Source organism: Acinetobacter sp. YH12219 (genome assembly GCF_013417875.1).
Classification (GTDB): Bacteria; Pseudomonadota; Gammaproteobacteria; order Pseudomonadales; family Moraxellaceae; genus Acinetobacter; species Acinetobacter amyesii.
The window spans coordinates 126,570-146,102 of the sequence record NZ_VPDC01000004.1 but is presented as its reverse complement, the minus strand read 5'-3'; the positions used below and the strand labels follow the sequence as shown (position 1 = coordinate 146,102).

Here is a 19,533-nt window from a genome sequence, read left to right as displayed (position 1 = left end):
AGCGAGAATTAATATGCTGCAGGCTCTATGAATAGTTGGCTTATCGTTGGGGTATTGGCCCTTTACATCGCATTACTCTTTGTATGTGCATTCTTTGGTGAAAAGCATGCCAGCAGGCTCAGTACTCGCGGCAGAATGCTTCTCTTTAGTCTAACTTTAGGGGTTTACTGTTCATCTTGGACGTTTTATGGCGCAACAGGTGCCGCGGTTCGTGAGGGCATTATTTTCCTGCCGATCTATCTAGGACCGCTGCTATTTGTTGCGCTCGGCTATGATATTTGGCGACGTTTAGGCCGTGTCCGTCAGCATCATGCCATTTCATCGATTGCCGACTTTGTAGCAGCACGATATGGTAAAAGTGGCCCCTTAGCGTCATTAGTCACGATCCTTGCAGTGATTGCCATTATTCCCTATTTAGCCTTGCAACTACGTGCAATTGCCCTAAGTGCAACGGTCATTTTAGAACCGACCGCTGGTCTGACCGGCACCACCAATAGTGTGCTGTTTTTGACTGGTGTATTGGCGATTTTGGCGATGATGTTTGGGACACGACAGATTGCCAATACTGAACAGCACGGCGGCTTAATGTTGGCTGTGGCATTTGAGTCTTTCGTCAAGCTGTTTGCACTACTTGCAGTCGCATTTTTCTTTGTTTTTGAATCACCTGAAAACATGGCTCAAATCAGCCATGACATCAACACCACCTTTAAAGATGTTCAGCTCAAAGGTGTGCCAGAAAGCTTTTGGATTCAAACTTTATTGGCTGCATTAGCGATTATTTGTCTACCACGTCAGTTCCATGTCGCGGTGGTTGAACTGCGAGATGAAAAGCATATCCGTGGTGCTCGTCGTTGGTTTGCCATTTATCTGATTTTAACTATTATCGCGATCATCCCGATTGCCAGTTGGGCGCTGCATGCAGCACCTGCCTACTTGGCAATCCCCGATGTTGCTGTGCTCTCACTGCCTTTGAGTTATAACCAAGACTGGTTGACCTTACTTGCATTTCTCGGTGGTTTTTCAGCTTCGACAGGTATGCTGTTGGTGTCGTCAGTGGCCTTGTCGATTATGCTCAGTAATGACTTGATCATGCCTGCACTGTGGCGTACACGCTTATTGTCACGTCATGACAAACGCCTACCACTCGTACTGAAATTCACACGTCGTGTATGTATTTTAGCGGTCATGTTATTGGGCTTCTTGTTCTTCCATTTCTTCAATGACATTGACCAATTATCGGTATTTGGCCTATTGGCCTTCAGTGCTGTGGCACAGTTTGCACCGGCGTTAATTGGTGGTTTATATTGGCGCGGCGGAAGTAAGCAAGGCGTATATGCAGGTCTGTTGGTCGGCTTTGGCATGTGGGCTTATACCCTGTTATTACCAACCGTATTGCGTAGCCTGCCTGAACAATTTAAAACATTTACCGAAAATCTTTTAAGTCAGGGTCCGCTAGGCTTGAGTTGGTTACGTCCTGAAGCACTGTTAGGGTTTGAATCTTTCGATCCACTTACCCATGGCGTAGTTTGGGCACTCGGTTTAAATATCACCCTCTATATTTGGATTTCCCGCGTCTTCCGTCCAAGTGTTGCCGAGCAAATTCAGGCCGAAAGTTTCTTTTATTATGAAACCAAGCCCCTCCCGGCTCAAAGTACATCAAACGACATCAGCTATATTCACCATGATGTGGCACGCTTAAAAGTAGGTGATCTGATTACTTTGGCAAAACGCATTACCGGTGAAGGTCCAACTATGCGCGCCTTCAACCAGTTCTGCGCACAAAACAATGTCGTTTTGAATGAAAATAGCAGCGCCAACGGCATGTGGTGGCGTTTTACCGAACAGTATCTTGCCGGCACCATCGGTGCGGCATCTGCCCGTACCCTACTCACCACAGCCATGGTCAATAATGGTTTAGCACTCGGTCAGGTCGCAAATATTCTTGACCAAGCCTCACAGTGGCAGCGCTTTAACCAAAACCTGATCATGACCATGATCGACCATATGACTCAAGGTGTGTCCGTGGTTGATGAAAATATGTGTTTGGTGGCATGGAATAATCAATACCTCAAACTGTTTGATTATCCAAAAGACATTGTCTATGTCGGTTGCCCAATTTCAGACTTGATTCGTTATAACGCTGAACGCGGCGAATGTGGTCCCGGTTCAGTCGAGGAACATGTGCGTAAACGCATGCATTGGATGCAAGTCGGCAGCGCACACGAATTTGAACGGATTCGTAAAGATGGCCGTGTAATTCAGATGCGTGGTAATCCGATCGAAGGCGGCGGTTTCGTGACGACCTTTGCCGATATTACCGCATTCCGTGAAAATGAAGCCTTGCTTGAAGGGCGTGTGCAAGATCGTACCCAACAGTTGGCAGATGCCCTGTCCGAACAACAATTGGCACGTGAACAAGCCGATAAAGCCAATATGTCGAAAAGCCGCTTTATCGCTGCCGCAAGCCATGACTTATTGCAACCGATGCATGCTGCGCGTCTGTTTAGTACCGCCCTCGAGCAAAGCGTACAAAATGACGATGATCGTAAAACGCTTCAGCAACTAGATCGTGCGCTGCATGGTGCGGAAAGTATGCTCTCTGCCCTATTGGACATTGCACGACTCGAAGGTGGAACCATTCAACCAAAACGTCAGCCTTATCCGCTGCATGACTTACTCAGTGATCTTGAACTTCAATTTAAATCGATTGCGGCACAGCGTAATATCAAACTGACCGTACACGATGCTCAGTTCTGGATTGACACCGACCCACAGTGGATTCGTCGTATTATTCAAAACTTCGTCAGCAATGCCCTACGCTATACGGCACGTGGTCGTGTGGTTGTCGGTGTGCTACGTTCAGCACGTCCAGGACATATTCGTATTGGCGTTTGGGATACAGGTCCTGGGATCGCGGAAGAACAACGCATTAAGTTGTTCCAAGAGTTCGAACGCTGTGGACATACCTCTCCATGGGGCGAACAAGGTCTGGGCTTAGGTTTAGCCATCGTGCAACGCATGACCAGCCTACTCGACTATCCGGTGCATGTGTTCTCAGAACTTGGTCATGGTTCGTGCTTTATGATTGAAGTGCCTGTGGTCGCTGCGCCAAAAGTGGTCGCTGCACCGACCCAAGCGGTTCCGTTGAAAACCAAAGCCTATAAGATTCTGTGCTTAGACAATGATGAAACGATTTTGGAAGGGATGTCGACCTTACTGACCAAATGGGGCTATCAAGTCTTTAAAGCCACTGAACCTGAACAGGCCATGGAGTTGATTCAACAAGAAAATATTCAAGTTTGGTTGGTTGACCAACATTTGAATAACAACAAGATCGGTCTCGACTTTATTTTAGATAACCGTCAGGAAAATGTCCCTGTGGCGCTGATTACCGCAGATTCTGATCCTGAATTACCGCAACGTCTAAAAGAGTTAAACATCGTCTTACTGAAAAAACCGTTGAAACCGGCTTCACTCCGTTCATGGTTATCTGGTTTGAAGATTTCAAATCAGTAGCGCTGTTACATGACATCGCTCTGTGAAAAATAGCCCATTTCATTCACATGAAATGGGCTTTTATTTACCTTGTTCTTACTTAAACTTACCTAACTGGCAAAAAAATTTGTCTCAGCGGCAAGATCATTCAAAATAGCCCCGACATTTCGTCTATTTATTAGCCATAAATATCAAATTTAGATTGCCTATGGCAAAAGATATCGAATGCATGAGTGAACACTTGTACACTTAGTTACAATTAAAAATATATTTGATTTAAATAAGATTTTTACAACCAAAATTAAAAACTAAAACTTTAGTCGTATATTTAGCTGCCGCCGTTCGTTTTAAAAATATTCATAAGAAGTTGATCAGTTTCAAGCCAATTCAAGAAGCGTCATAACTCAACACTTGAGAAGCTGATCTCCCCCGCATATTAGGAGTGATCTTGTGAATATTTCAGAAACAATGCCGCATGGTTTTGATCAAAATCTACAGTTTCATCGTCAGTATGGTGCCAATGCCATTTTGCCAGAGATCGACTGGCGTCAATTATTTAAGTTCAGCAAATTAAGTGATGTGCAAGTCGAAGCGTTGGAAACACTCTATCGCAGTGCCGTTCCTCTTGCGTTACAGGTATTTGACGAACTGAATTTTGATGTCTTTGCACCAAATGCTTACAAACCCCAAGGTCTTGGCTTATTCGATCGACTGGCAGAGCAAGAAGACCTACTGCTGCAAAATTTAGAAGCAGAATCCAATAGCTTAGGTTTGGACACCCGTCATCAGATTTGGAGCATGCTACTGCGTGGTGGTGCGGTCTTGGTATTTAAAGCGTGGCTTGGTAAAGTCAAAACCGACAAAAACCAGCTGGATAAAACACAGTTTGATGAATTATCCGATTTACTGTTTATTAAAACAGCGCCATTTGAATTGGCACAACGTTTAAATGTCGATGCCAACTCCAAGCAATACCATATCTTTCTGATGTATGACAATGATGTCTATCTGGACCGTTTTAACAGTTTAGAAACTGCAGCCCTATTTGTGGATTTGGGCGTTTATGACGCTGCCTTTTTGAGTTTACGTGATGACCGTGTCGCGGATTATCTCAAAGCGCGCGGCTATGTGACCGATGAACAAATTGATGAATTGCAATGTGCGCTCAACCCTTTGTACTGTACCGATCTGACGCCTAAGCAAGACTATATTGCTTAAGTTATTGTTGAAGTTGTTTATATAAGGTATTAACTGATGTTACGCAGTAACATCAGAAGCACAATTTGATTCAAATAAAAGAACGATACGCGGTAACGTCATCCGCAAGTGTTTGAGACAGGACGACTTCTAATCACAAATGTTTTTGCGATACTTTGAATAATTTGGCGCAAGTGAACGAGTTTTGCGGATGACAATGGTTTTGGGTACTTTTGCCGAAACAAAAGTACCTCCAGCCGAAGGCTGATCCCTTTATTTAATCCCTAGATGTAAGACTCCGTCGAACTGACTTAAAAATCATTTTAAAAATGCGAAATTACTTTTAGGTGCGTAATATCAGTTATTGGTTTAATTCGCATTGTTCTATCGCTTAAACAGCATAAAAAAAGACCTCCACGATGGAGGTCTTTTTTTTGAAAAAATCCTTAGATTTTCTTTTCTTCAATATTCAATGCATTAATTGCCAATACAGCTTGAGTTCGGTTTTGTACGCCCAACTTACGGAAAATCGCCGTTACATGCGCTTTAATGGTTGCTTCAGACACATCCAACTCATAGGCAATTTGCTTATTCAACAAACCTTCCGCCACCATCATTAACACACGGAATTGTTGCGGTGTTAAAGACTGAATACGTTCTGCCAATGCTGTTTCATCTGCAGCACGTGGATCAAAGTTCATATTGGCTGGTAAATTTGGTGGTAACCAAATCTCGCCTTCTAAGACTTGACGAATCGCTTCACCAATGTGGCTTGGATGCGCAGATTTTGGAATATAACCCATCGCACCATGTGCAATCGCACGTTGGATAATCGACGCTTCTTCATGCGCAGAGACCACAATGATTGGAATCGATGGATATTGTGCGCGAATATGCACCAAGGCAGAAAAGCCTGAAGCACCCGGCAAGTTTAAATCCAATAACACAAGATCAGGCTCAGGGCCATTTTCAAGACGTTCATAGCATTCATTGACTGCTGCAGTCTCATGAATTTGCGCCTGAGGCAAACTATAACGAACCGCCTGAATTAAAGCATGACGAAACAGCGGGTGATCATCAACGATTAAAATATTCATAAGCAACGTGAGAGATCTTGTGCACAATGACCCTATTCTAACCACACATGCTATGTGAAGGATATGCAAGAACTTATTTTTTTGCATTTAAAATGTAGATTTTCACCTAAAATGCGTCTTTTTTCACATTTTCTATAAATCTTTAAATCTAATCATATTTTCATATAAATTTTATCAACACAGTAAAAATGCTTATATCTAAGCATTATATGTTGAAATATCAACAGTTTAAAATTCGAAATTTCACGAATCTTGTGATTTTTCCAATATATCTAAAAATCAGATAACTTTTCTGATTTTCGTTATTTTACAGTGATCCACCCATCGGGATTAATAAAAGGCATTCCGAGAAACCACACTTTTAGGTTTAAAAAATGTCTCAAGTTAATCTACAAAAACCCCTGAATATTGTTGCTGTGTCAGGTGGCCTAAACAATCCATCTAAAACCGAAGCTCTGGTACAAGCCATTGTTGATGAGCTCGGTGATGCGACTCCAATCAATGTGCATTTTATTAAGTTTAGTGAAATTGGCAATTTATTAGGTGGCGCGATTTACCGTAACCAATTGCCACAACGTGTACAAGATGACCTTGCTGCTGTTGAAGCTGCTGATGCACTGATTGTTGGAACACCCGTTTACCGTGCTTCATTTACAGGTCTGTTTAAACACTTCTTTGACTTTGTCGAACAAACTGCATTGGTGGATGTACCTGTCTTGCTTGCAGCTTCGGGTGGTTCTGAACGCCATGCTTTAGTGCTTGAACATCAACTGCGTCCATTGTTCAGTTTCTTTCAAGCGCAAACATTACCAATCGGAGTCTATGCAACAGATCGTGATTTCACCCCTGAATACACCATTCATAGTGAATTACTCCGTGACCGCATTACTTTAGCTGTAGCACGTGCGCTGCCGATTTTGGAATGGGCTCCAGCCAAAGGTCAGCGTGCTGAAGTGGTGAAAGCCAAGTCTCAACAAGCCAACCAAAACTTGGGCATTAATAAGCAAATCGAGCAAGAAGAAGTCCTTCCTTCTGCAGCTGTTCCAAGTTTGGATGCCGCTGAAGCTCGACTGCATAGTAAAAAGCCAAAAACGCAAGTGGCCTAAACACCACAGCTTAACAATTCGATCCCGAGGGTTTGCAAAATGTCAGTACAAGAAAAAAACATTACATTTGCGTACTGGGTACCAAACGTCAGTGGTGGTTTGGTGGTCAGTAATATTGAACAGCGTACCGATTGGAGCTATGACTATAACGTGCGTTTGGCACAAGCTGCAGAAAAAAGTGGCTTTGATTATGCACTGACTCAAATTCGTTTTACCGCAGGCTATAACGCGGAAAATCAACATGAGTCGGTGAGTTTCAGTCATGGTATTTTGGCCAAAACTGAAAAGCTCAAAGTCATTGCCGCGATTTTACCCGGCCCTTGGAAACCAGCTCTGGCTGCGAAACAATTGGCGACCATCGATCATCTCACCAATGGCCGTATTGCGATTAATGTCGTGAGTGGTTGGTTCCGTGGTGAGTTTGATGCGATTGGAGAAGAATGGCCCGAGCATGATCAACGCTATGCGCGTTCTGAAGAATTCATTCGTAGCCTAAAAGGCGTTTGGACGCAGGATAACTTTAGTTTTGATGGTAAATACTATCAATTTAAAGACTACACTCTATCTCCGAAACCGGTGCAAAAACCGCATATTGAAATCTTCCAAGGTGGCAGTTCACGTGCAGCACGTGACATGGCATCCCGTGTTTCTGACTGGTACTTCACCAACGGCAATACCCCTGCTGAGTTGAAAAAGCAGATCGATGATATTCGTGAAAAAGCCAAGGCCAATAACCATCAGGTCAAAATCGGGGTGAATGCCTTCATCATTGCCCGAGATACTGAGGAAGAAGCCCAAGCGGTGCTTCAAGCTATTATCGACAATGCCAATACTGAAGCGGTCAATGCCTTTGGCGATGCAACTCGTGAAGCAGGTGCATCCACAAAAGAAGGCGAAGGTAACTGGGCAAAATCTACTTTTGAAGATTTGGTTCAATACAACGACGGCTTTAAAACCAATCTGATTGGCAGGCCACAACAAATTGCCGAACGCATTGTGGAACTCAAAAGTGTAGGTGTCGATTTGGTTCTCTCAGGTTTTCTCCACTTCATTGAAGAAGTGGAATACTTTGGCGAAAAAGTGTTGCCACTGGTTCGTGAACTGGAAGCTCAACAGCAGCAAGTTGTGCAGGCTAAATCAGCATAATTGTTGATGCAGTCACAGCTCATGTAATCAGCATAATAATCACAACCGGCTCACTTCACTTTCCTCCCCTAAGGCTCGGCTTAGGGGATTTTTTATCTCGAGTCCCATTTAAAGATATGCTTTGATTCTAGAAAATGAGCTAACCTATAGACAAAGAAAAAGCCCGACATCCTGTCGGGCTTTTTCTATATGGATACTTAAGCATGACTCCTGTCTTGCTTCACAGTCCTGATGGTGAACACTTTGTTATTGTTTTATGTTCCGGAACGTCCTGTTCCTGTATGAGTTCATCTTAGGTAAAATTTAAAAGCACGCATAGCGTCTAAAAACTTCGTTACTTGTACGCTTAAGCTGATAGGATTGTGCGCAATCGGTTAAGTTAAACCATAGATATTATATGGTTTTTTTATAGAAATCTATTTTTTAGATAATTTCATTACCAATAGATACCCCCGTAATTCTGGTGTTATTTCCAACAAAAACGAGGCAATAAATATGCAACTGGTTTGGTTTCGACAAGATTTAAGACGACATGACCATAGCGCACTGTGGCAGGCGACACAGTCTGGTCCAACGGTTGCCTTTATTGCGCTTTCTCCTGAACAATGGGCAAGGCATGATGATGCCCCCGTTAAAATCCATCGCTATCTTGCCCAGCTGGAACTTTTGCGACAGCAATTGGCGGAACTAAATATTCCACTGATTATTCGGCATATTCCGGATTGGTCAGGCATCGCCACTGAGCTTTTAAGCATATGCACTCAGCTCAATGTACACACTGTGCATGCACATATTGAACACGGTGTGAATGAACTCCAACGAGATCGCCAAGTACAACAGTTATTAGAACAGCAGCAGATCTCTGTCGAGTTGTACCATGACCGCACCCTGTTTCCTGTTGGCAGTATTCGCAATCTATCTGGACATCCTTATCAAGTTTTCGGTGCATTTAAGAAAAATTGCTACGAGAAACTGAGCATCAGTGTGCCCAGTTGTTATCCTGCGATCGAAGCCCAAACGGCTCTCGCCCAGCATCCTCTGTGGCAAACCGAATTCGATCTTCGTCCTTTTTATCCCGCAGGGCTGTTAGCAGCTCAAATCGAGCTTTGGCCGATTGGGGAAAATCATGCACAGCAGTGCTTAGATGAATTTATAGAACAACATCTGAGTCGTTATGCTGATGATCGGGACTATCCAGCGCTCAATGCTACCAGTCGAATTGGCATGTATCTCAACTTGGGCATCTTGTCTATTCGCCAATGTCTGCAAGCCCTGTTTCGTGAACAAGGTGGCTATTTCCAGATCGACCACAGAGGGCAACAAACGTGGCTCGATGAGCTACTTTGGCGTGAATTTTACCAACACATTTTATTTGACTACCCGCAGGTATCTCAGCACCAGCCGTTTCAAACCAAAACCTTAAAAATAAAATGGCGCCATGCACCACAAGACTTGGCTGCATGGCAGCAAGGTCAGACAGGCATTCCAATTGTCGATGCAGGGATGCGTCAACTACTGGCTACGGGTTGGATGCATAATCGGGTGCGGATGATTTGTGCCATGTTCCTCAGTAAGAATCTACTGATCGATTGGCGGTTGGGGGAGCAATGGTTTATGCAGCACCTTGTCGATGGTGACTTAGCAGCCAATAATGGCGGTTGGCAATGGTGCGCCTCGACGGGTACAGATGCTGTACCTTATTTTCGGATTTTTAATCCGATCAGCCAATCTCAGAAATTTGATCCGAACGGGGATTATTTACGTCAATGGCTACCTGAACTGGCAGATTTGGATGCCAAACAAATTCACCAACCCTTTGCCAAAAATCCTCAACTGGAATTGAACTACCCTCAGCCGATTGTCGATTTAAAGCAGTCTCGCCTAGCGGCAATTGAAACATTCCGAGCATTGTAGGCCATTGCCAAAATCGAACTGCGACAGATCAAAATGCTGTACTGAAATGGTCACTCTAAGGCATAGCCGAGCGTTCGTTTTGTCCCTACAATACAGAAAACGCAAATCATTTTAGAGACGCTCACATGTATACAGGCATCGTGCAAGGTTTAGAAAAAGTCTTAGAGATTCGTCAAGGCAATGGCTTCACAACCTTGGTGATTTCAAATCATCAGAATTTTTTTCATGATGTCTTTATCGGGGCAAGTGTGGCGATTAATGGCGTGTGTTTAACGGCTACACATATTGATTTGGCAGCCAACCAAGTGCATTTTGATGTCTCTGATTTGACCAATCAACTCACCACGCTGAAAACTCTCAAAGCTGGTGATGAGGTCAATGTCGAACGCTCAGCCAAAGTTGGAGCAGAAAATGGTGGTCACAATCTATATGGTCATATCGAAGGCACAGCCACGATCAAAAACTTAGAGCATCGCGGGGAAACCTTTCATCTCGATATTCACATTCCAGCAGGCAATATTAAATATTTCTTTCTCAAAGGTTTTATTGGGCTCAATGGTTGTAGTTTGACTGTGAACCGTGTTGATCGTGCCAGCAGTGAAATTTCAATCGATCTTATTCCTGAAACACTGCGCCTCACTACATGGAAAGATGTCCAAGTCGGTGATGCCGTGAATTATGAAATTGATCAAACAACGCGAACCTTAGTTGATACCTTAGAAAATATTCATCAGCGTTAAGATCGACTGAAATTACATTGCAAAAAAGCCTCCAAAACGGAGGCTTTTTATTGGCTCATGTGCAATATACGTTTAAGAATAAAAACTTGGATCTGGCACTTTGGCTGTAAGCACCCATTCACCGACCTCCTGATATTTATAATCAATCGGATCGTGTAAGGTCTGGGTACGTACATTGCGCCAGAAGCGATCTAAATTCAATTTGGCCGTCGTGGCACGTGCGCCCATCACTTGGAAAATATTTTGCGTAATGTACAGCGCACTATTGGTGGCCGCAATTTTGGCTGTTGCAATCGCAATAGAAACTTCTCCACGTTGTTCCGCCGTTAAAGCTGCACCAATCTCCCAAGCCCATTGCAAACGCTGAACCGCTTTATCTGCCAATAATCGTACACTTTCTAATTGCACATAAAACTCAGCAAAATGCTTTTGAATGAAAGGGTCATTCACTGCATTTTCAGCCAATGATTTTGACCACGCTTTTTGGTTTTGAACCGTCTGTTGTGCTGTTTCAAAAGCCCCTTCTGCCACCCCCAAAAACATATGCACAAAGATCAACTGTGCAATCAACGGACGTAAGCTTGAATACGGTGTACTCAAAGGCCCCGGGTTCAGTAGTAATTCATCTTTGGAAATTTTAACTTGTTCAAAATGGCTACTTCCACTGTCGGTTTGACGTTGTCCCATATTGTCCCAATCGCCGAGAAAACTGACGCCTTCACGTGCTGTAGGAATCACCCCGATCAATAATTTTCCATCTTCATTGAAGCCAGAACACAGCAAAATGTCTGAATCCATGGAACCCGAACAAAAACTTTTATCGCCATGAAACACATATTCATGTTCAGACAATTGCGTTGCTGTAGTACGACGGTCCAAAGGGTTTAAGGTATTACCCCAAAATAAATGCTCACGTGCAGTCTGTTCAAACCACGGGCCATATTGCTCTGGCTGCGCGAACAACTGTACCGTTGCAATCAATAAATGATGGAAACCATAAACATGCGCCAATGAGCTATCCACTTGGGCAATGGTTTGAATGGTTTTAAAAATCGTCTGCCAATCTGCACCCTGTCCACCATATTGCTGTCCAATGGACAATGCAAGCAAACCACTTTGACGAATCAAATCACGTTCAGCTTTGGGATTTCCCCCCTGCTTATCACGCTGAGCAGCCGTCGTGGCAAATTCTGCCGCCAGTTTTTTGGCAATGTCGATCGGATCTTGAGTCAATGGAATTGAAGCGTTCATATATCTGTCTGATTATTCTGTTACCGTTTTAGCTTAACAAAGTAGAGGCATTCAGCTTATCTCAATGCCTGCAGTCTATATCTGTAAAATCTATATCTCATGAAATCTAAGTCACCAAGATTCAGGCGACTTATAATTTGATCATTTTATACGTCGTATTTAGGATGGATAAAATCCATCATGAACGTCCCTTCATCCTAATCAACTTTTATAGGAGAAAGGACGTTCATTATTGCTTTAATAATCCTTCATATAAGCCATAGTGAACTTTCATCAGAACGTGATCACTCACGCTCAAATTGTTCTTATGACTTCGGATAAACCGTAGCAATCAAATGTTCAACCACTTGAGGTTCTGCCAAGGTCGAGGTATCACCTAAAGAGTCCAACTCATTGGCCGCAATTTTTCTTAAAATACGGCGCATGATTTTACCAGAACGGGTTTTCGGTAAGGCCGGCGCCCAATGCAATGCATCTGGCGTTGCCACTGGTCCAAGGACTTTGCGTACCCAAGCCACCAGTTCCTGACGTAACTCATCCGTCTCTGCTGTCCCTGCTTGTAAGGTCACAAAGGCGCAAATCCCTTGCCCTTTAATATCATGTGGCATACCCACCACAGCAGACTCTGCCACAGCATCATGTGCAACCAGTGCACTTTCAATTTCAGCCGTTCCCAATCGATGCCCTGAAACGTTCAAGACGTCATCCACACGACCCGTAATCCAATAATAGCCAGACTCGTCACGACGTGCGCCATCACCTGTAAAATACGTCCCCGGATAAGTGGAGAAATAGGCTTCAATAAAGCGCTCAGGATCACCCCAAATGGTTCGCATTTGTCCCGGCCAAGAATCCTTAATCACCAAATTGCCTTCTACGGCACCTTCAAGCTCATTGCCTTCAGCATCCACTATCGCAGGTTGTACACCAAAGAATGGACGCGTCGCTGAACCCGGTTTTAAATCGGTTGCTCCCGGCAATGGCGTAATCATAAAACCACCCGTCTCTGTTTGCCACCATGTATCCACCACTGGGCAGCGACTTTCACCTACCACGGTGTAGTACCAATTCCATGCCTCTGGGTTAATCGGTTCACCCACCGAACCCAGTAAACGCAGACTGCTGCGGTCACTTTCTCGGACAAAGGCATCCCCTTCTCGCATCATGGCGCGAATTGCAGTCGGTGCCGTATATAAAATAGTGACGTTATGTTTATCGACAATATGTCCGGTCCGAGCCCAACTTGGATATTGCGGCACCCCTTCAAACATCACGGTCGTGGTGCCATTCGACAATGGCCCATACAACACATAAGAGTGTCCCGTAATCCAACCAACATCGGCAGTACACCAAAACACATCATCTTGTTTTAAGTCAAAAACTTCACGGAAAGTACAATTCACATAGGTTAAATAGCCGCCTGTGGTATGCAATACACCTTTCGGTTTTCCAGTTGAACCTGATGTATATAAAATAAACAGCGGGTCTTCGGCATTCATGGGTTCAGGTGGACAAATATCATTAACCGACATGATTTCCATGTGATACCACAAATCACGATCTGCTTTCATTTCGATCGGGTTACCTGTACGGTGCACCACAATGACATTTTGAACCGAAGATGTGCCTTCGATGTCGAGTGCAAGATCGACATTTTCTTTGAGTGGAATCGGCTTACCACCACGCATCCCACAATCCGCAGTAATCACGACTTTCGCCTGACTATCATCAATACGACTTGCCAATGAGTCTGGTGAGAAACCACCAAAAACCACGCAGTGTACTGCACCAATTCGGGTACAGGCCAACATCGCAATTGCCGCTTCGGGCACCATTGGCATATACAACACCACACGGTCGCCTTTGCCCACGCCATGTTTTTTTAACACATTGGCAAAACGGCAAGTTTCATCATGCAGTTCTTCAAAAGAAATAATTTTATGCCGTGAAGGATGATCACCTTCCCAAATAATGGCCGGTTTATGTGGATGTTCTTTTAAATGTCGATCGAGACAGTTAGCACTGACATTCAATTCACCGTCAGCAAACCACTCGATCTTAAAATCATCTTGCTTAAAATTTGTATTTTTAACTTGGGTAAACGGTTTGATCCAATCGATCTTTTGCGCTTGCTCCGCCCAAAACTCATCTGGTTGTTCAATTGATTTTTGATAACGCTCAAAGTACTCCGACTCATTGATGCGCGCGGTTTTTTTGAAACTTTCAGGTACTGGATAGATCTCTTTCATATTGTATTTTCCTTGATCTGATTCATCTCATCACGAGATGCCATGCCACATTTCTACTTTTATAATTCCTGCATCACAGCAGTATGACGATTAATTTTTAATCGCAGCAATCATGCTTTGGTCGTATTATTCTTTCCCATTTAAAGCATATTTTTAAGCAAAATTTCAACAAAAACATGTTTCAATTCAGTATCTGACCAGTTCAATTAAACCTATACTGCAAAGGTAATTTTACTCAGCACTCCGCTTTTTTATTCTTTCATATACGTTGAGTTGACCCAAGCATGAATACCAATGACTCTTCTTTCTTTTCCCGTCAGACGACCACTACATCGGACAATCCCCTGAAACCTGATGGACGTTTTGGTCGACTGAGCATGATTGGTTGGTATGGCTTTCTCAATATCATCAGCTTTTTTGCCCTAATCGCTTTAAGCCTTGCCGTGGGTATTTTCAACATCAATACCATGGCGTTAAATGAGCAATTTGTTGGTATATTCACTGGGATATCTGGCCTCGCCTATTTGGCGATTATGATTCTTTACATTTATTTTTATTGTGTCTTTGTCGTGCGTCGGCTGCATGACCTCAATAAAGCCGGTTGGTTGCTACTATTATTATTTATTCCCGTGATCAATTTGTTCTTTATCCTATATTTATTATTAGCCTCAGGCACACCGACCGTAAATCAATACGGCGCGCCACGCCCTGCTGCCGTTTGGGAAAAAATTCTGGCATGGTTGATGATTTTAATCAGTGTCTTGTCGCTCTTGGCTACAGGTAGCATCACCTCGTATATGATGGGTAGCGGTGAAATTGAATCGCCGACAGAAATCATTCAACAAGGCACTGAATATTTCTAAGCCACTGACTGAATCTGAGCCTGTCTGAATTTTGATACATCTGTTCGCCAGCCTGTAAATGAGGGTTATTTTCGCCACTAATTTCAGGCAAAATAGCGAAAAACCGGAACATTTGGAAAACTCGTGGCTGAAAAAGAAAATGCCCTGAGTGATGTCACTCAAGGCACGACTCAACTTTTGCAAGAGGCAACAGAAAAAACCGCACAAACCGTGCTGGAACATACCTCTAAATATAATGACGCATACTCAACGATCGATAAATTTGTCGATGGATTTTGGGAACGCCTGCCATATATTTGTATCGCATTAATTGTTTTTACGATCTTCTATCTACTGTCTAAACTCTTTAGATTCTTTGTTCGTAAAGCGCTCACTGACCGTTCTTACTCAAAACAAAATCTAGTTTTGGTCCTGAACCGTGTGGGTAGCTCAGCCATTATGTTCTTCGGTTTCCTAATTGCAATGGTCATTGCGATCCCTGGGTTCACACCGGGTCAGCTCATGAGTGCATTGGGGATTGGTTCGGTCGCAATCGGTTTCGCGTTTAAAGATATTTTCCAGAACTTACTGTCGGGTATTTTGATTCTCCTCGGCGAACCGTTCAAAATCGGTGATGACATTATTGTGTCAGGAATGGAAGGTACGGTTGAAGATATTCAGATCCGTGCAACCTTCCTACGTTCTCCCGATGGTCGTCGTATCGTGATTCCAAACGCGACGGTTTACACCAGTGCGGTAACGGTGAATACCGCTTATCAGCGTCGTCGTTGTGAATTTGTGGTGGGTATTGGTTATGAAGATGACATTCAAAAAGCTAAAAATATTGTTTTGGCTATTTTGGACAAAGACCCAACCATTTTGAGCCAACCTGCGTTTACCGTAAACGTAAATGCTTTGGCTGATTTCTCAGTCAATCTGAATGTCCGTTGGTGGGTAGATACCACTGAAACCACCACTGCGAACTCAATCAGTGAAGTGCAAGAACACGTTATCCAAGCATTCAATCAAAATGGTATTTCAATTCCTTACCCTGTACAGGAAGTGAAAGTTTACCGCGGTGATCAAGCTGAGACAGAAGCGTCAACAGCTAAATAATCGCCCTAAAACGTATGGAATCACAGTTTCTGTCCGGATAATTCGGTTGCCTAAGCTGACTGCTTGGCAACCGTTTTTTATGAGTAAATCGACCTCATAAGGGATAAATCCACCTTCAGGCCCAATAATGATCGTACATCCATGTTGAATCCCTGCAGGCATCACATCTTCGACATAAGGGTGCGCCACATAAGCCGGATAGGCCGAGGAGATCATGCTCGGCAAAACATCCTCCACAAAGGGTTTAAAGCGTTTATACAATTCAATTTTGGGCGCAATGGTGTCACCTGCCTGCTCCAAACCCAACGTCACATAGTGATCGAGCTGCTGTAAAAATGGTGTCTGCCAATAGCTTTTATCCACGCGATAACTGTGCAGCAAAATGATTTTTTCTACGCCTAAGGTGACGGCATCCATGATCAGACGGCGCAACACTTTCGGACGAGGCATTGCCACAATTAAAGTCACCGGATGCTTTGCAGGTACTTCTTCTTCTTGTAAGGGTTTAAGTTGAATGCCATTATCCGTAATACTGACGATTTGGGTTAAATAACGCTTTCCTTCCCGAATCCCGACTTTGAGGGTATCACCCACCTGTACATCAAGATGGTTTTTTAAATGCTCAATTTGGCGTTTGGCGCTAATACTCCAAAGTTCAGATTCAGTTTGACGAGGATCAAGCAAGACGATGTTCATAAATAACCATATCAATTCACGCAAAGCATATGTCATTGAGGACAGGCGACATGGATGTCGCCTGTGCGCTGAGGTACAGGAAGTACCTTCAGCGTACAGAGGATTTTTGCTACTTTTAATCCTTTAAAAGTAGATTATGCCTACGAATAGGATGTTCAACGATCACCATAAAATAAGGCCGTGATAAAACTTGCCTAATAAAAATTAATGTATCGCAAAATTAAAACTTAAAGGTACTGATCAATCACTTGAATATGTTGAGCCAATGACCCTGTATTCTTTTGCATAATCAGCTGAGCTGCATCATTTAAAGCCTGAGCTTTCGCAGTATTTTGAATGATGTCAACCAATGCACTGGCCGCCTGCTCAAAATCCCGCACAACCACAACCGCATGGGCCGCTACAAACTCATCCACAATGGTTTGAAAATTAAAATAATGCTGACCTAATACTGTCGGGACATGTAACGTAATGGGCTCCAAAATATTATGCCCACCACCCGGTTCATTCAACGAACCACCGACAAAACACGCTTGGCTCAAAGCCAACCACAGCCACAATTCACCCATACTATCTGCCAAATATACCTGCGTTTCAGGCTGAATCGTTTGCTTTAAACTGCGGCGCTGTGTGCGTAAATTCAGTTTCTGCGCTTCTACAAAAACGTCATCAAAGCGTTCAGGATGACGTGGTACGACGATACATAACAGCTCAGGCTGTTGTTGCAAAATCGGCTGCAGCGCTGCGAGTAGTTTTTGTTCCTCAGGCGCATGCGTACTGGCAATGGTGATGATTTTACGCTCTTGTAAAGCCCAATCTTGACGCAACTGCGCTGCTTGTTGCACAAAGCTATCGGGCGCATGAATATCAAACTTGATACTACCGACGACCTGACTGGTATGCGGGTTTGCACCCAACTCAATAAATCGCGCTAAAGTTGCCTGATCTTGCGCCAATAATTGTTTCAAACTCTTTAGCATCGGCTGCGTCAAACTCGGGACTTTGCTATAACCCTTCGCCGATTTTTCAGATAATCTGGCATTAATCAATAAACACGGAACATTGGCCTGATCGGCTTCAATCATCAAATTTGGCCAGAGTTCAGTTTCGACTAGAGCCAACATTTTCGGTTGATATTTTTCGATAAAACGACGGACTAATTTTTTTTGATCTGCCGGCAAATACACGGCCTGAAACAGTGATTCATACGGTGCTTTTAAAAATAATTGTTTCGCACGCGCTTGTCCGGTTTTGGTGGTATTGGTGACTAAGACCGGATGACCTGCTTTGAGATAATGTTCAATCAGCGGCTGTGCAGCGTTGGTTTCTCCTACGGAAACCACATGAAACCAAATTGCATCGCAGTTTTTAACCGGCTGAAATGGCCCAAAGCGCTCAAGACACTCTTGCTGATATAGTTGGAGATCTTCAGCACGTTTTTTGAGGCGCCATTGATATAGCGGCTTAATCAGTGCCAAAGCTGCGTTATACCAAAAAGGAGTAGTCAAATTATTACGCTCAAAAACGGTTTGAATCGGCAGAATATATCAGAGCATTATCCACATGTTAATGGATAATGCGTATTCAAGTGTCGATTAATAGGTTGAACGACCTGAACCAAATTTATTTTTCATGCTTGGATAATCAATATAGCCTTCGGCAACATCTGTTCCAATCATGTTTTCCAACTGCAATTCATTCAGTGCAGCATTCGCCAGCAAACGTTCAAACAAATCTGGATTGGCAATATAAGCTTTACCAAAAGATACCGCATCGGCTTTACCTGAGGCTAATAAATCAACAGCATCTTCACGGCTTAAACGCATATTGGCAATGTACGGCACACCATTTGAGCGCTGTTTCAGATAATTACTAATACTGTCATCCGCCAGATATTCACGGGTAAAGAAAAATGCAATCTTCCTCTGCCCCAACTGCTCTAAGGCATAGCCAAAGGTTTCACGTGGATCATGATCGCCCATGTCGTGTTCATCACCACGCGGCGCAAGATGCACACCTACACGACCTGCCCCCCACACTTCAATCAGCGCATCCACCACTTCAAGCAATAAACGTGCGCGATTTTCGACAGAACCACCATACTCATCTTCACGTAGGTTGGTTTTGCTTTGTAGGAATTGATCGATCAAATAACCATTGGCCGCATGCAATTCCACACCATCAAACCCCGCTTCTTTGGCTTTGATCGCAGACTGTTTGTATTGTTCTACAATGCTTTTGATTTCTGCAATCTCTAATGGACGTGGCACGACATATTCGCGTTTTGGGCGAAGCAGACTGACATAACCCGCCTGTTGTACCGCACTGGCAGAAACTGGTGTATCACCATTCAAAAGATCGGGATGTGAGACACGTCCGACATGCCACAATTGTGCCACAATTAAACCTTGCTGTTCATGTACGGCTTGGGTCACCAATTTCCAGCCCTTAACTTGAGCATCGGTAAATAAACCCGGCGTCTGCAAATAGCCATTAGCTGCTTCTGAAATGACTGTTGCTTCTGAAATGATTAATCCAGCACTTGCACGCTGTGCATAATATTCAGCCATCATCGGCGTTGGAACACGGTCAATGGTTGCACGACTACGGGTTAGTGGCGCCATTACAACGCGATTTTTGAGGTTTAAATCACCCAAAATGAGAGGAGTATTAAGTTCAGCCAT

14 protein-coding genes are annotated in these 19,533 nt (G+C 43.7%); 8 read left to right on the top strand and 6 right to left on the bottom strand.

Annotated elements, in window-relative coordinates; translation table 11 throughout:
• The first annotated feature begins 27 nt into the window (after positions 1 to 27).
• Both FTV04_RS04090 and FTV04_RS04085 read left to right on the top strand, forming a co-directional pair.
• A complete protein-coding gene (locus FTV04_RS04090) occupies positions 28 to 3,516 on the top strand; it encodes a PAS domain-containing hybrid sensor histidine kinase/response regulator (protein WP_078190541.1) in 3,489 nt (1,162 codons plus the stop codon).
• A gap of 429 nt (positions 3,517 to 3,945) precedes the next feature.
• On the top strand, positions 3,946 to 4,713 hold the full coding sequence (locus tag FTV04_RS04085; protein WP_180088761.1) for a hypothetical protein: 768 nt from the start codon (positions 3,946 to 3,948) through the stop codon (positions 4,711 to 4,713).
• A gap of 425 nt (positions 4,714 to 5,138) precedes the next feature.
• Here the strand turns inward: FTV04_RS04085 and FTV04_RS04080 are convergent, their stop codons facing one another.
• A complete protein-coding gene (locus FTV04_RS04080; protein ID WP_078190543.1) occupies positions 5,139 to 5,789 on the bottom strand; it encodes a response regulator transcription factor in 651 nt (216 codons plus the stop codon).
• Between the two features lie 374 nt (positions 5,790 to 6,163).
• Between FTV04_RS04080 and msuE the strand changes: the two genes are divergently transcribed.
• The 4 genes from msuE (at position 6,164) to FTV04_RS04060 (ending at position 10,695) form a co-directional block, all read left to right on the top strand.
• Positions 6,164 to 6,895: an FMN reductase gene (msuE, locus tag FTV04_RS04075; RefSeq protein ID WP_078190544.1), complete on the top strand. Its 732-nt coding sequence runs from the start codon at positions 6,164 to 6,166 to the stop codon at positions 6,893 to 6,895.
• Positions 6,896 to 6,934: 39 nt separating this feature from the next.
• Positions 6,935 to 8,041, top strand: a complete 1,107-nt coding sequence (gene sfnG, locus FTV04_RS04070; RefSeq protein WP_180088759.1) for a dimethylsulfone monooxygenase SfnG — start codon at positions 6,935 to 6,937, stop codon at positions 8,039 to 8,041.
• A 495-nt stretch (positions 8,042 to 8,536) separates the two neighbouring features.
• The gene (locus FTV04_RS04065; RefSeq protein ID WP_180088757.1) at positions 8,537 to 9,955 is read left to right on the top strand and encodes a deoxyribodipyrimidine photo-lyase; all 1,419 of its coding nucleotides are present in this window, start codon (positions 8,537 to 8,539) and stop codon (positions 9,953 to 9,955) included.
• A gap of 125 nt (positions 9,956 to 10,080) precedes the next feature.
• Positions 10,081 to 10,695, top strand: a complete 615-nt coding sequence (locus FTV04_RS04060; RefSeq protein ID WP_180088755.1) for a riboflavin synthase subunit alpha — start codon at positions 10,081 to 10,083, stop codon at positions 10,693 to 10,695.
• A 72-nt stretch (positions 10,696 to 10,767) separates the two neighbouring features.
• On the opposite strand, the gene FTV04_RS04055 is transcribed toward FTV04_RS04060, so the two are convergent.
• Positions 10,768 to 11,946, bottom strand: coding sequence for an acyl-CoA dehydrogenase family protein (locus FTV04_RS04055; protein ID WP_180088753.1), 1,179 nt, complete (start codon positions 11,944 to 11,946; stop codon positions 10,768 to 10,770).
• Between the two features lie 305 nt (positions 11,947 to 12,251).
• Positions 12,252 to 14,195 (bottom strand): acetate--CoA ligase, encoded by a 1,944-nt coding sequence (acs, locus tag FTV04_RS04050; protein WP_180022761.1) that lies wholly within the window; start codon positions 14,193 to 14,195, stop codon positions 12,252 to 12,254.
• A gap of 284 nt (positions 14,196 to 14,479) precedes the next feature.
• On the opposite strand from acs, the gene FTV04_RS04045 reads away from it, so the two are divergent.
• Complete coding sequence (locus FTV04_RS04045) at positions 14,480 to 15,058, top strand: DUF805 domain-containing protein (RefSeq protein ID WP_180088751.1); 579 nt, start codon at positions 14,480 to 14,482, stop codon at positions 15,056 to 15,058.
• Positions 15,059 to 15,181: 123 nt separating this feature from the next.
• A complete protein-coding gene (locus tag FTV04_RS04040) occupies positions 15,182 to 16,153 on the top strand; it encodes a mechanosensitive ion channel family protein (protein ID WP_078193200.1) in 972 nt (323 codons plus the stop codon).
• Here the strand turns inward: FTV04_RS04040 and FTV04_RS04035 are convergent.
• The 3 genes from FTV04_RS04035 to FTV04_RS04025 all read right to left on the bottom strand — a co-directional run bounded on the left by FTV04_RS04035 (position 16,139) and on the right by FTV04_RS04025 (position 19,533).
• The gene (locus FTV04_RS04035; protein WP_180088748.1) at positions 16,139 to 16,849 is read right to left on the bottom strand and encodes a 16S rRNA (uracil(1498)-N(3))-methyltransferase; all 711 of its coding nucleotides are present in this window, start codon (positions 16,847 to 16,849) and stop codon (positions 16,139 to 16,141) included. The two genes, FTV04_RS04040 and FTV04_RS04035, sit on opposite strands and share 15 nt — an antisense overlap.
• 227 nt (positions 16,850 to 17,076) lie before the next feature.
• Positions 17,077 to 18,357 carry a 3-deoxy-D-manno-octulosonic acid transferase gene (locus tag FTV04_RS04030; protein WP_180088746.1) on the bottom strand — a complete coding sequence of 427 codons (1,281 nt, stop codon included), beginning with the start codon at positions 18,355 to 18,357 and terminating at the stop codon, positions 17,077 to 17,079.
• An 87-nt stretch (positions 18,358 to 18,444) separates the two neighbouring features.
• Positions 18,445 to 19,533, bottom strand: coding sequence for an alkene reductase (locus tag FTV04_RS04025; protein ID WP_180088744.1), 1,089 nt, complete (start codon positions 19,531 to 19,533; stop codon positions 18,445 to 18,447).

Bases quoted from the DNA above. Each gene is read 5' to 3' on its own strand.
- FTV04_RS04060 (WP_180088755.1), top strand. From the start codon at position 10,081: ATGTATACAGGCATCGTGCAAGGTTTAGAAAAAGTCTTAGAGATTCGT.
- FTV04_RS04090 (WP_078190541.1), top strand. From the start codon at position 28: ATGAATAGTTGGCTTATCGTTGGGGTATTGGCCCTTTACATCGCATTA.
- msuE (WP_078190544.1), top strand. From the start codon at position 6,164: ATGTCTCAAGTTAATCTACAAAAACCCCTGAATATTGTTGCTGTGTCA.
- FTV04_RS04035 (WP_180088748.1), bottom strand. From the start codon at position 16,849: ATGAACATCGTCTTGCTTGATCCTCGTCAAACTGAATCTGAACTTTGG.
- FTV04_RS04065 (WP_180088757.1), top strand. From the start codon at position 8,537: ATGCAACTGGTTTGGTTTCGACAAGATTTAAGACGACATGACCATAGC.
- FTV04_RS04055 (WP_180088753.1), bottom strand. From the start codon at position 11,946: ATGAACGCTTCAATTCCATTGACTCAAGATCCGATCGACATTGCCAAA.
- FTV04_RS04025 (WP_180088744.1), bottom strand. From the start codon at position 19,533: ATGGCTGAACTTAATACTCCTCTCATTTTGGGTGATTTAAACCTCAAA.
- acs (WP_180022761.1), bottom strand. From the start codon at position 14,195: ATGAAAGAGATCTATCCAGTACCTGAAAGTTTCAAAAAAACCGCGCGC.
- FTV04_RS04080 (WP_078190543.1), bottom strand. From the start codon at position 5,789: ATGAATATTTTAATCGTTGATGATCACCCGCTGTTTCGTCATGCTTTA.
- FTV04_RS04045 (WP_180088751.1), top strand. From the start codon at position 14,480: ATGAATACCAATGACTCTTCTTTCTTTTCCCGTCAGACGACCACTACA.
- sfnG (WP_180088759.1), top strand. From the start codon at position 6,935: ATGTCAGTACAAGAAAAAAACATTACATTTGCGTACTGGGTACCAAAC.